Raw genomic sequence first — 12,130 nt, forward strand, 5'->3', positions numbered from 1 at the left:
CTTGCTTCTCCGTGTTTGGGGCTTTGTCTATTGCAAAGCCGTAATCTGATATTCCAAAGATGGGATCACCAAGCCGTTTTCACAACTGACAGAATGACAGAGCTGCCATGCATGAATCGCATGGCCGGTTAAATAATGATGATAAGCAAAGAAAAAGCCCGCCGGCATAACCGGCGGGCTCATCATTTTCAGGGGTATAAAGGTTTAGAGCATTTCACAGTCAAGTTGGATCAACTTGACGCCCGTGATAATGCGTCCAAATAAAGAATCTAGAGCGAGCGCTATGATCCAATCTGGACGTAAACCGCTCTAGTCCTCATTCGCCGCAAGCTGCGACAGAACCTGACCGCGGCCACGGGCACGCATAATTAACGGTACGATCAGCGCCAGTGCTGCAATTGTTAGCAGCACAGCTGCAATAGGGGAGGTGAACAGGACAGTCACATCACCCTGACTGATCGACAAAGCGCGACGCAATTGCTGCTCAGCCAGCGGGCCAAGGATCAAGCCAACGACAGCCGGTGCAATCGGATAGCCGAAGACACGCATACCATAGCCCATCAGGCCGAAAGCCAGCAGCATACCAAGTTCAAAGACCGACGGATTAGCACCGATTGTACCAAGCGTGGCGAACATCAGAATACCGGCATAGAGCCATGGTTTAGGGATGGTCAGCAATTTGACCCACAGGCCGATCAAGGGCAGGTTCAACACCAGCAGCATGAAATTGGCGATGAGCAAGCTGGCAATCAGACCCCAGACCAGCTGCGGATTGGTTGCAAACAGCAGCGGCCCCGGTTGCAGACCATATTGCTGGAAACCGGCCAGCATAATCGCAGCGGTTGCTGTTGTCGGCAGACCGAGTGTCAGCAATGGCACAAGCGTACCGGCAGCGGACGCATTATTGGCAGCTTCAGGGCCTGCAACACCTTCAATCGCACCATTGCCGAATTCTTCCGGATGTTTGGTGAGTTTACGCTCAGTTGCATAAGAAAGGAATGTACCGATTTCCGCACCGCCTGCAGGCATGGCACCAATCGGAAAGCCGATAAATGTACCACGCAGCCACGGTTTCCATGATCGCGCCCAGTCTGAGGCAGACATCCACAATGAGCCTTTAACGGCTTCCACTTTATCCGGTGCACGTGCGCCCTGAGCGGCGATAAAGAGTGTTTCACCGATCGCGAACATGGCAACGGCCAGTGTGGTGACCTCAATACCGTCCAGCAAATCCGGCACACCGAAGGACAGACGCGCCTGACCGGTCAGCTGGTCAATACCGATAGTGGCAAGCGCAAGGCCGATAAACAAGGATGTCAGGCCGCGCAATGCGCTGTCGCCGAAAGCCGATGACACGGTGACAAAAGCCAGCACCATCAGCGCAAAATATTCGCGGGGGCCGAAAACCAGTGCAAGCTTAACAATATAAGGCGCAATGAAAGCGAGGCCGATGGTGGCAATCAGACCGGCAACAAAAGAGCCGATAGCAGCGGTTGCCAATGCAGGGCCGCCGCGCCCTTTACGCGCCATTTTGTTACCTTCTAGGGCGGTAACAATCGAGGCGCTTTCACCCGGTGTATTCAGCAGAATAGATGTGGTGGAGCCGCCATACATGCCGCCGTAATAAATACCGGCAAACATAATCAGGGAACCCGCAGCATCGAGCTGATAGGTAACAGGCAGCAACAGGGCGACAGTCAGTGCAGGGCCGATGCCCGGAAGCACGCCGACAGCGGTGCCGAGTGTCACGCCGATCAGCGCATAGAGCAGGTTCATCGGCTGCATCGCAACCACAATCCCCTGCATGAGAAATTCAAATGTAGACATTAATCATTGTTCCCGTGTTGAGCCGCTTTACGCAGAGGGTAAGGCGCTGCGGCAACGAGGAGACAGCCGGTGGCTTTTTAAAAGAACAACCGCTCTAACGGCCCCGCAGGCAGTGACAATTGCAGCAATTTGGCAAAAACCAGCCAGATCACATAACAGGCGGCAATTCCGACAGGGATCGAGAACCATAATTTGCGCTTACCGAAACCATAGGCCGTAAGGGCGAACATGATGCCTGTGGCAATAGAGAAGCCTGCCGTGTTGAGCAGCAACATCTGCGCGGTCAGACCGCCGACAATCCACAATACCGGTTTGACTTCCTGCGGCTCACGTTCGGGAAAATCATGGCGGAAAGCAGCAATAATTGTCCAGATCGCCAATCCTGCAAGGCCAAAGGCAATGGCTTTCGGCACAGTGGCAGGGCCGACCTGCGAATAACCGGCAGCCTCGGAAAGACGTGCCATATCCCAGAACATCACGCCGGAAATGACAAGCAGGATGGCCGCAATACAAAGCGCCGCCCGATCGGGGCGACGCGCTGTTACAGGTTTCAGTTCACTCATTGAACAAGACCGATGTCTTTCAGAACACCTTCGGTTGCCTGAATATCCTTATCGAGCTGTGCGTCAAAAGCGTCGCCTGCCAGATAGGTGTCAGCCCAGCCTTTGGTTTTCAGAGTTTCCTGCCAGGATTTGGATTTTGCCAGCTTTTCAATATCCGCATTGATTGCGGCTTTCTGCTCGGCGGAAATGCCAGGTGCTGCAGCCAGCATGCGCCAGTTTTCTACAACAACATCAAGGCCGGATTCTTTCAGGGTCGGTGCATCAATGCCTTCGATCCGTTCGGCACTTGAGACAGCCAGCAGACGCAATGTGCCGGATTTGACCTGTGTTTCAAATTCTCCGTAACCGGAAATACCGGCAGAAACCTGACTGCCGAGAATTGCTGCCAGTGCTTCACCACCACCGGAATAGGCAATATAGTTGATCTTCTTAGGATCGACGCCTGCAGCCTTGGCAATCAGACCAACAGCGATATGGTCAGTACCACCGGCAGAACCACCGCCCCATGATACTGCGCCCGGATCTTTTTTCAGCGCTTCAACCAGGTCGCCCATTGTCTGGAAAGGAGAAGAAGCAGGTACAACAATTGCTTCATATTCGCCGGTCAGACGTGCAATTGGCGTAACATCTTTCAGGGTTACCGGTGACTTGTTGGTCAGAATAGCGCCGACCATAACATAGCCGCCGACGATCAGAGCATCGCCTTTACCTTTTTGCTGGCTGGCGAATTGTGCAAGGCCGATCGTGCCGCCGGCGCCCGGTACGTTCTGTACCTGTACTTTACCGGAGATACCTTCCTGCTGCAGAACAGTCTGCAGGGAACGGGCTGTCTGATCCCAGCCGCCGCCCGGATTGGCCGGTGCAATGATGGTGTAATCTGCTGCATAGGCAGGCAGCGCCAATGCGCCTGCAAAGAGGGAAGCGAGTAGAAGTTTTTTCAAGTCTGATCCTCCTGATGCTGCGTTTCAACGCAGGCTGTGGTTTTTAGAAAACGCACGGGAAGGATCAGGCATGTGGTGCCCCCGACCATATACAGTGTTCCTCCCCGGTACTGTTTAACCGCCTCCACGGACAACAGTCCCGCTAATCGATCATATGAAGCTGACGCGAACCTGACGCGCCCTGCGCTTTGCGCACAAATTTTAAGGCCGTGTGCTTTGCACACAATTATTGAGACTTGCGCTGTTTTCAGGAACGGCTCTTGTTCATATGTCTTTTGAAGATTGTGAGCCTGTTCCTGTGAAAATCAATAATATTTTTTCTGCTGGCGCAGGACATCATTCCATTTGGCAATCAGGCGGCTGCGTTTAACCTGATCGAGATAGACCATCAGGCCGGGGCTGACAGGCACCGGTTTCAGCTTGTTGCCGTAGATTTCCTGCATGGTCAGAGCGGTATTGTCTCCGGCCACTTCAGGGCTGACAGCCGGTATTTGCAACTGGCGGGCGAGGATGGTTTGGCCTTCTTTCGACATGAAGAACTCAAGATAGCGCCGCCCCAGTTCCGGCGATGCAGCGGCTTCCGGTACCAGCCCGATACGCGACATCACCACAGTATAATCTTTTGGCAGAATAATCCCGACATCGGGGTTGCGCGATGCCCAGTCTGCGGCATAGGAACCGAGAATATTATAACCGAGCACAAAGCGCCCGTCGGCCACACGCTCTACAATCGCCTGACTGGTGGAATAGAGTTTGACCCCCGCTGATCCCATGGCCTGAATGACCGTCCAGATATCGTCAAACTGCTCCTGATCGCGTGCCATGAACAGAAAGCCGACGCCGGAGCGTTCAATATCATAAGTACCGATACGGCCGAAAACGCTTTCACCCTGTTCTTTGAGATAGGCAACCAGCTCCGCACGGGTTGACGGCGGTTTGCGGTCTTTAAATTCCGGCTTGTGATAGACAAAAACTGCTGGCTCAAATGTCAGCGCATAGGCTGTGTTGCGCCAGTTCGCCCAGCTTGGCCAGCGCTCGCTCATCGGCAAAATACTGGCTTGCGCATAGCCGTCATTGGTAAGTTTGACCTGCAAATCCATGGCTGAGGAAAAAGCGAAATCGGCAGTTTTTAACCCGTCATCGGTTTCCCGCACGATGCGCTCATAAATTTCCGTAGTGAGCATGTCCTCATAGCGCACGGTGATGTCAGGGTTGTTTTTCTGAAACCCTTCAATCATCGGCCGCGCAAGCGGTTCATCCAGAGAAGAATAGACAACCAGCACCGGCGCATTCTTGTCGCCGCTGAGTGCCGGAAACATCATGGGCGTTGCTGCCATAGCGCTATTCAACACCGGCAATAAAGTTAAAACCGCACTCAGCCAGAAACGGCGCACGTCCTGTCCTCCCAAACTCGCTGGCCCAAACATTGCTGACAATGCAGGATTATTTCTTTGTATCCGCTGACATTGCCCTTGTAATCATTATATGCTGTGTCGGGGAGAAACAATACGGGCTGCAATAGGGCAGCAGGGAGATGTTGTCAGCGTGCGGATTTTGCTGGTTGAAGATAATAAGGCGCTGTCGGAAGGGCTGGGCGCTTTGTTGCGCGGTAGCGGCTATGCGGTTGATATTGTTGAAGACGGTGCGTCTGCCCATGCCGCCGCTGCAGCTGAGAATTTTGATCTGGTGATTCTTGATCTCAACCTGCCGGAGATGGACGGGCTGGATGTGCTGCGGGCCATGCGTGCGCGGCATAATCAGGCGGCTGTGCTCATTCTGACCGCACGCGGTACACCGGAAGAGCGCGTGCGCGGACTGGATCTCGGTGCGGATGATTATATGATTAAGCCGTTCGATATCAGCGAGTTTGAGGCGCGTGTGCGCGTGCTGTTGCGGCGTCAGGCAGGATTGCGTCATGCGCTGGTGCATTTTGGTGCTGTCACACTGGATCTGAATACACGCACTTTCAGTTCTGCCGGACAATCGATTGATATTCCGGCGCGGGAGCTTGGCTTGCTGGAACTGCTTTTTGTGCGCGGTGGCAAGGTCGTTGCCAAAGAAGCGATTGTGCAGTCTCTCAGCGGCTTTGACCATGATCTGAGCTCTAATGCCATTGAGCAATATGTCAGCCGCTTGCGCAAAAGGCTTGCTCCTTACGGGCTGACGGTCAGGACAGCGCGGGGGCTGGGATATTATCTGGATCGTCTGTCCGGCACCCAGCCGGTTATTGTTGCGGATGAAACTGTGGATTTGCCCGCGGATACACAATGAGGAAAAACAGCTATTCCCTGCGCAGACGTTTGCTTGGCTGGTTGCTGGTTTCAACTATGCTGATCGGACTGATTGCGCTGGCGGATACGTATCAGGAAGCTGTCAGTACGGCCAATAAGGTGGCGGATCGTGTGCTGAGCGGTTCGGCGCTGGCGATTGCCGAACGCGTTGTCGTATCCGAGCATGGCGATCTGGAAGTGGATATTCCTTATGTCGCTTTGGAAATGCTCACTTCTGCCGCGCAGGATCGGGTGTTCTATCGCGTGGACGGCCCGCCAGGCCAGTTTATTACCGGTTATGAAACACTGCCGCTGCTGAAAAATCCGGAAAATAAGGATGTTGAATTTGGCGACGGAACCTATCGTGGAGAGCCGATCCGGCTGGCTTTGCTGCGCCGTTCCGCTTCGACCGGTGTGAATTCCGTGCCCTTTACAGTGACTGTCGCCGAGACAACTATGGCGCGTCGGCAGCTCACGCATACGCTTTTACTGCGCTCAGCCTTGCGGTTGCTGTTTATGATTGTCGGCACCGCATTTGTGGTCTGGATTGCCGTGACCTATGCTTTGCGTCCGCTTTACCGCCTCAGTGATGCGATTGCCGAGCGCAATCCGCAGGATTTGCACCCGATCAGCGAACATGTGCCTAATGAGGTGCAGGGGCTGGTGGAAACGGTCAATTCTTTCATGGTGCGGTTGCAATCGGCGCTGGATGCACTGCGCCATTTCACCGGCAATGCCAGTCATCAGTTGCGCACACCTTTGGCAGTGGTGCGCACACAGCTTGCTCTTGCCCAGCGTAGTCAGGATCGCCAATCCATGTTGGAAGCGGTCACGCAGGCCGATCAGGCCGTGGCGCATGCCGAGCGTATTCTGGCGCAGTTGCTGTTGCTGGCTAAAATTGATGCATCCGGCGACCAGACTGTGCAAGTGCTCGGATCTGTTGATCTTGCTGAAATGGCGCGGCAGATCACCGGTGATTATGTGCGCGAGGCAGCGCGGGGAGATATTGATCTGGGCTATGAAGGGGAAGCCAGTCTGACGGTGCAGGGTGACCGGCTGCTGCTGGAAGAGGCTTTGAAAAACCTGATCAGCAATGCGCTGCTTTATGCCGGCACTGAGGCCGTCGTGACTGTGCGTGTGCGCAGGCAGGGTGAGCTTGTTTTCCTTGAGGTTGAGGATAATGGCAAGGGCGTCCCTGAAGAGCAGCTTTCCCTGATCCGCAACCGCTTTGACCGCGGCTCTGTTGCAAAAAACACAGGACATTCTCCGCAAGGCAGCGGTCTTGGTCTGTCGATTGTCGAGGAAATTGCGGCTTTGCATGGAGGGCATCTGATCCTGCAAAAAGCAATGCAGAGCAAAGGTCTTCTCGCGGCCATCCGGTTTTCTGCGGCTTCGTAAAATATTCTGGCCGGTTATCGTTATTGCCGGTTTTTGATAGATCATTCCGGCCGATTTACTGGCAATCAGGCACTTATCTTGTTGCAAGCTGAAGGTTTTTGGCTACAACCGCCAGTAACTTGAATGATAATGTCAGATTTTGCAGGCGGGACGACGGGAGAGATTGTAATGCCGGATATCGTAAAACGGTTTTTTGCCTATTATCGTCCGCATAAGCTTCTGTTCGCTGTCGATTTTTGTAGTGCGGTATTGTCCGGTTTGCTGGAACTGGCTTTTCCGGTTGCTGTTACATTATTCATCGACCGGTTGTTGCCGACCAATGAATGGGGGCTGATTGCTCTCGCGGCCGCCGGTTTGCTTTGCGTTTATGTTTTCAATGCCGGTTTGCAAGTGGTGGTGACCTATTGGGGGCATATGCTCGGGATCAATATTGAAACCGAGATGCGCCGCAAAGCCTTTGATCATTTGCAGAAACTCTCCTTCGGCTATTTCGATAATCAGAAGACCGGCCATCTTGTGGCGCGTATGACTAAAGATCTCGAAGAGATCGGTGAGGTCGCCCATCACGGCCCTGAAGATCTGTTCATCGCGATCATGACGCTGATCGGTGCTTTCATTTTGATGTTCTGGGAACATTCGACACTAGCGATCATTACCGCGCTGATCGTGCCGGTCACTGCATGGGTGACATTGCGCTATGGCGGCCGTATGACCACGACATGGCGCGCACTTTATGGCCGTGTGGCGGCATTCAATGCGCGTATTGAGGAAAATGTCGGCGGTATCCGTGTGGTGCAGGCTTTCACTAATGAAGACCATGAGCGCGCGTTGTTTGCCGAGGATAATCAGAATTACCGCAGCACCAAGCTTGAAGCCTATAAGGTGATGGCAGCCTCCACATCGCTGAGCTATCTGTCGATGCGTTTCATTCAGGTGGTGGTGATGCTGTGCGGAGCATATTTTGTCATTCGCGGCGACCTGAGTGCCGGTGGTTTTGTCGGTTTCCTGCTGTTGGTCGGGGTGTTTTTCCGCCCGATTGATAAGATCAATTCGGTGATTGAAAGCTATCCGAAAGGCATTGCCGGTTTCCAACGCTATCTGGAATTCCTGAATACGCGTCCGGATATTGCTGACCGCGCCAATGCCCGCGATGCAGGCAAATTACAGGGCAATATCCGTTACGATCAGGTTTCCTTCGGCTATCAGGATAATCGTCCGATCGTGCATAATCTGAACCTCGATATTCAGGCTGGCGAGACCATTGCATTTGTCGGCCCTTCCGGTGCGGGAAAAACCACAATCTGTTCTTTGCTGCCGCGTTTTTATGAAGTGACCGGCGGTGCTATCAGTATTGACGATATTGATATCCGCGATATGACGCTGAAATCCCTGCGCAGTAATATCGGCATTGTCAGTCAGGATGTGTTCCTGTTTGCAGGCACGATCCGTGAGAATATCGCCTATGGCCGTCTTGATGCGAATGATGCCGAGATTATGGATGCTGTGCAACGGGCGCGTCTGGGCGATGTCGTGGCAGGTCTGCCGGCGGGGCTGGATACGATTATCGGTGAGCGCGGTGTCAAGCTTTCCGGCGGGCAGAAACAGCGTCTGGCAATTGCCCGTATCTTCCTGAAAAACCCGCCGATCCTTATTCTGGATGAGGCAACCTCCGCTCTTGATACAGAGACAGAGCGTGCCATTCAGCAATCCCTGTCGGAATTGTCGGTCGGGCGCACGACTTTGGTGATCGCACATCGTCTGGCAACAATCACCAATGCTGATCGCATTGTTGTTGTGCAGGACGGCAGTGTGGCGGAAGAGGGCAGTCATCAGCAATTGCTGGAAGCAAAATCAGGTCTCTACCGCCAATTGCTTGAAGCGCAGAACCGGAGCGTCGCAGAGGCTTGAAATATGATGCCGGCGTTGTTTTTACACAGCGCCGGTTTTATCTTCATTGCGCAGCTGTTTCCTATATGTGAACGCTTTGTTTATGGATAAGGATAATTGATACGATACCGTATGGTATGATATTGATGCGGTAAATTGAAAGATAGGTCATATCATGAATCCTAAACTTGCCGCTGCAATGGCCACCATTCTGTGGGGCTTTACCTATATTGTTTCATCCAACATGCTGCCGCATAACCCGGTTTTTATCGGTGCAATCCGCGCTTTGGGTGGCGGTATTCCGCTGTTGCTGTTTGCCCGCACAATGCTGCCGCGTGAATGGTGGTGGAAAATTCTTGTGCTCGGCACGCTCAATGCCGGTTTGTTTTTCGGCCTGATCTTTGTTGCGGCTTTGCGCCTTCCGGGCGGTGTGGCGGCAACCATTCAGGCTTTGGGGCCGCTCTTCACTATTCTGCTCGCATGGCCGCTGATGCAGGTTATCCCGACCGGTCATAAGATTTTCAGCGTGTTGCTGGGCGCCGTTGGTGTCAGCCTTGTTGTGCTGCGCGGTGGTGTGCAAATGGATATGATCGGTGTTCTGGCGGGTTTAGGCGCGGCCTTATCTGTGGCACTGGGTGGTATCTATGTCCATAAATGGGGTCGCCCGTGTTCTTTGCTTGCATTCACTGGCTGGCAGCTGGTTGTCGGTGGCGTTGAACTGGCAATCCTTGCTGTGATTTTTCAGGACATTCCGTCTTCTGTTACGCTTGTGAATTTTGCCGGTTTTGTCATTCTTGCACTCTTCCTGACAGCGCTGGCTTTCGCTTTGTGGTTCCGTGGTATTGAGGGCGCAGGACCGTCCGCAGTTGCTCCGTTTTTCCTGCTCGCTCCGGTGACAGCTTTTATTATGGATGCTGCTTTTAATGATATGGTGCCAAGCTGGCTGCAACTTGGCGGTATTGTTCTGGTGCTGGGAAGCTTGCTCTATGGTCAGCTGGTTGATCGCAGATCATTCAGACCGGCACGGCACCATCATAAGATTACCGATGCTGAGAAACAGGCAGAGAAACAACCGGAGGCGGCTGAATGAGCACAGAAAAACCTGTCCGGATTACCCGCCGCGGTATAGAGCGGCGGGAGCAGATCAGAACCATCGCCGGTGCCCTGTTTCTGGAGCATGGCTATGAGGGCGTGTCGGTTGATGAAATCATGCGTCAGGCCGGTGGTTCGAAGACCAATCTCTATAATCATTTCGGGGATAAAGAAGGCCTGTTCATGGCTGTTATCTCGCAAATGAGTGAGACTTTCACTTACGGGATCAAAGATCTGGATGTTTCCATGTTGCCGTTGAAAGACGGACTGGAACGGTTGGGGCGTCAATTGCTGTCTGTCCTGATGGAAGAGCATCACGTGGCGTTTCAGCGGCTGGTTATCGCAGAATCGGGACGGTTTCCGGCAATTGCACGGACATGGTTTGAAAAAGGCCCGCAGATGGCGCGGCATTATTTCGCCAAGGCCATTGCCCCGCATATCGAGAACGGCAGTCTGCGACAGGGTGACCCTTATATTATGGCCACCCATTTCCACGATATGATTGTTGAAAATCTGCTCAGTCTGGCTTTGCTGGGGCAATATGTGAGTGTGGAAATGCAGCGCCGGACTATAGACGATGCTTTGCAGACACTGCTGCATGGCTGGACTGTGCGCAATGACCGGACAGGAGGAACATTATGAGTCCGAACTGGATTTATCAACTATTATCCATGCCCGTTATTCAGCTGTTGGCGCGTATTTTGCTGACCATGACATTCTGGCTGAGCGGGATTGCCAAGCTTTTTGATTTTCCGGCTGCGGTGGCTGAAATGGCAGCAAATAATCTGCCGGTGCCAGCCTTGTTTGCGGCACTGACCATCGCAGTACAACTGATTGGTTCCGCTCTGATTATCCGGGGCGGCTCACTGGTCTGGCTGGGTGCTGGTGCGCTGGGTGTGTTCACCGCCATGACAATTCCGGTCTCCCACGCTTTCTGGCGGGCAGAAGGGGCGGAAGCCGTTGCGAAAATGCATGTCGCTGTTGAACATATGTCGGTTATCGGCGGGCTGATTATTGTGGCAGTTCTGCATGCAATTGTGCCGCGCATGCGCAGTAAATAGTTTTTACACGGAACGGTTTTTATTCAGCCATTCAATATCATCGCCCAAAGCTTGTGCGAGGGTGGCTTCCATATGACGAAAACGGCGGATCAGTTCTTCTCCGAAGGGTGTGAGGACTGCGCCGCCGCCTTGTTTGCCGCCGCGCTGAGAGGTGACGGAAGGTTCGCTGAACATGGAGTTCAGGGCATCAACCAGCTGCCATGCACGGCGATAGGACATATCCATGGCGCGACCTGCCGCTGAAATCGAGCCGGTGTCGCGAATATGTTCAAGCAACTGGATCTTGCCGCGCCCCAGCCGCGCATTTTCAGGAAAATCAATCCGCAATACCGGCTTCAGCAAAGCGATATCCTGTTGTGCCATGATTGGTTCTCCGTTCTGTCTTTAAAAATTAATTGCTTAAAAAGTCGGTGGTGTACAGGCGCTGATAACGTCGCAGGCTACCGGCCCGATACAACGAAACCGGTGCGGGCGCCGGCTTTCAAAATAATAACCGTCACCTGGTCCCAATATACGCCTCTCACTGTCGACAGTCACTTCCAGACGACCGGCAATAACAATGCCGCCTTCCTCACCTTCATGCACCAGCGGTACTTTGCCGGTATCGGCACCCGGCTCATAGCGCTCTTTGAGAATTTGCAGCGCCCGCCCGAACAGATTGTCGCCCAGCTGCCGGTAGGAGATTTTGCCTTTGCCGATCTCGACAAACTCCTCAGACTGATAGAACGCCTTTTGCGGCATATCCGGTTGCAGGGCGAAAAACTCCGACATGCCGATCGGCAGACCGTCGAGAATGCGTTTTAACGCGCCGACAGAAGGATTGGTCTGATTGGCCTCAATCAGAGAAATCGTGGCATTGGTCACACCGCTGCGTTTTGCAAGTTCGCGTTGTGAAAGCCCTGATTTTTCACGGATGAAGCGCAAACGTCCGCCAATATCGATCTCACCGGTCATGAGTACCTGTTTCCGCTGTTGAGGTTGTTAAACATTTTAAACATTTTATATTTTTTACCAAACAGATCAAGGTGATAATGAGCACAAGAAATAGACTTGTTTCGCTCTCCGAAGCATGGCCAACTCTTAGCCACATA

12 protein-coding genes are annotated in these 12,130 nt (G+C 53.2%); 6 read left to right on the forward strand and 6 right to left on the reverse strand.

Annotated elements, in window-relative coordinates; genetic code table 11:
* Positions 1-309 precede the first annotated feature (309 nt).
* From K1X45_RS12015 to K1X45_RS12030, 4 genes are all read right to left on the reverse strand, one after another.
* Positions 310-1,827, reverse strand: coding sequence for a tripartite tricarboxylate transporter permease (locus K1X45_RS12015; protein ID WP_022710312.1), 1,518 nt, complete (start codon positions 1,825-1,827; stop codon positions 310-312).
* A gap of 77 nt (positions 1,828-1,904) precedes the next feature.
* The gene (locus K1X45_RS12020; RefSeq protein ID WP_022710311.1) at positions 1,905-2,390 is read right to left on the reverse strand and encodes a tripartite tricarboxylate transporter TctB family protein; all 486 of its coding nucleotides are present in this window, start codon (positions 2,388-2,390) and stop codon (positions 1,905-1,907) included.
* The gene (locus K1X45_RS12025) at positions 2,387-3,331 is read right to left on the reverse strand and encodes a tripartite tricarboxylate transporter substrate binding protein (RefSeq protein ID WP_220158943.1); all 945 of its coding nucleotides are present in this window, start codon (positions 3,329-3,331) and stop codon (positions 2,387-2,389) included. Before K1X45_RS12025 ends, K1X45_RS12020 begins: the two co-directional genes overlap by 4 nt.
* Positions 3,332-3,636: 305 nt before the next feature.
* Positions 3,637-4,668, reverse strand: a complete 1,032-nt coding sequence (locus tag K1X45_RS12030) for an ABC transporter substrate-binding protein (protein WP_225686118.1) — start codon at positions 4,666-4,668, stop codon at positions 3,637-3,639.
* Positions 4,669-4,876: 208 nt separating this feature from the next.
* Here K1X45_RS12030 and K1X45_RS12035 point away from each other — a divergent pair, with 208 nt between their 5' ends.
* From K1X45_RS12035 to K1X45_RS12060, 6 genes are all read left to right on the forward strand, one after another.
* Positions 4,877-5,602: a response regulator transcription factor gene (locus K1X45_RS12035; protein ID WP_116086421.1), complete on the forward strand. Its 726-nt coding sequence runs from the start codon at positions 4,877-4,879 to the stop codon at positions 5,600-5,602.
* Positions 5,599-6,999: a sensor histidine kinase gene (locus K1X45_RS12040; protein ID WP_220158945.1), complete on the forward strand. Its 1,401-nt coding sequence runs from the start codon at positions 5,599-5,601 to the stop codon at positions 6,997-6,999. Before K1X45_RS12035 ends, K1X45_RS12040 begins: the two co-directional genes overlap by 4 nt.
* A 168-nt stretch (positions 7,000-7,167) precedes the next feature.
* Positions 7,168-8,907 (forward strand): ABC transporter ATP-binding protein, encoded by a 1,740-nt coding sequence (locus tag K1X45_RS12045; RefSeq protein ID WP_220158946.1) that lies wholly within the window; start codon positions 7,168-7,170, stop codon positions 8,905-8,907.
* 154 nt (positions 8,908-9,061) lie between these two features.
* Positions 9,062-9,976: a DMT family transporter gene (locus tag K1X45_RS12050; protein WP_220158947.1), complete on the forward strand. Its 915-nt coding sequence runs from the start codon at positions 9,062-9,064 to the stop codon at positions 9,974-9,976.
* Positions 9,973-10,620 carry a TetR/AcrR family transcriptional regulator gene (locus tag K1X45_RS12055; RefSeq protein WP_220158948.1) on the forward strand — a complete coding sequence of 216 codons (648 nt, stop codon included), beginning with the start codon at positions 9,973-9,975 and terminating at the stop codon, positions 10,618-10,620. The genes K1X45_RS12050 and K1X45_RS12055 overlap by 4 nt, the downstream gene beginning before the upstream one ends.
* Positions 10,617-11,039, forward strand: a complete 423-nt coding sequence (locus tag K1X45_RS12060) for a DoxX family protein (RefSeq protein WP_220158949.1) — start codon at positions 10,617-10,619, stop codon at positions 11,037-11,039. The genes K1X45_RS12055 and K1X45_RS12060 overlap by 4 nt, the downstream gene beginning before the upstream one ends.
* A gap of 3 nt (positions 11,040-11,042) precedes the next feature.
* Here K1X45_RS12060 and K1X45_RS12065 read toward each other — a convergent pair whose 3' ends face one another.
* Positions 11,043-11,402 carry a winged helix-turn-helix domain-containing protein gene (locus tag K1X45_RS12065; protein ID WP_220158950.1) on the reverse strand — a complete coding sequence of 120 codons (360 nt, stop codon included), beginning with the start codon at positions 11,400-11,402 and terminating at the stop codon, positions 11,043-11,045.
* A 36-nt stretch (positions 11,403-11,438) separates the two neighbouring features.
* Complete coding sequence (locus K1X45_RS12070) at positions 11,439-11,993, reverse strand: cupin domain-containing protein (protein ID WP_220158951.1); 555 nt, start codon at positions 11,991-11,993, stop codon at positions 11,439-11,441.
* Positions 11,994-12,130 lie beyond the last annotated feature (137 nt).

Source organism: Pseudochrobactrum sp. Wa41.01b-1 (assembly GCF_019464455.1).
GTDB classification, from domain to species: domain Bacteria; phylum Pseudomonadota; class Alphaproteobacteria; order Rhizobiales; family Rhizobiaceae; genus Pseudochrobactrum; species Pseudochrobactrum saccharolyticum.

Coding starts and splice junctions, on each gene's coding strand:
- K1X45_RS12015 (WP_022710312.1), bottom strand. CDS start 1,827: ATGTCTACATTTGAATTTCTCATGCAGGGGATTGTGGTTGCGATGCAG.
- K1X45_RS12020 (WP_022710311.1), bottom strand. CDS start 2,390: ATGAGTGAACTGAAACCTGTAACAGCGCGTCGCCCCGATCGGGCGGCG.
- K1X45_RS12030 (WP_225686118.1), bottom strand. CDS start 4,668: ATGGCAGCAACGCCCATGATGTTTCCGGCACTCAGCGGCGACAAGAAT.
- K1X45_RS12040 (WP_220158945.1), top strand. CDS start 5,599: ATGAGGAAAAACAGCTATTCCCTGCGCAGACGTTTGCTTGGCTGGTTG.
- K1X45_RS12045 (WP_220158946.1), top strand. CDS start 7,168: ATGCCGGATATCGTAAAACGGTTTTTTGCCTATTATCGTCCGCATAAG.
- K1X45_RS12050 (WP_220158947.1), top strand. CDS start 9,062: ATGAATCCTAAACTTGCCGCTGCAATGGCCACCATTCTGTGGGGCTTT.
- K1X45_RS12055 (WP_220158948.1), top strand. CDS start 9,973: ATGAGCACAGAAAAACCTGTCCGGATTACCCGCCGCGGTATAGAGCGG.
- K1X45_RS12060 (WP_220158949.1), top strand. CDS start 10,617: ATGAGTCCGAACTGGATTTATCAACTATTATCCATGCCCGTTATTCAG.
- K1X45_RS12065 (WP_220158950.1), bottom strand. CDS start 11,402: ATGGCACAACAGGATATCGCTTTGCTGAAGCCGGTATTGCGGATTGAT.
- K1X45_RS12070 (WP_220158951.1), bottom strand. CDS start 11,993: ATGACCGGTGAGATCGATATTGGCGGACGTTTGCGCTTCATCCGTGAA.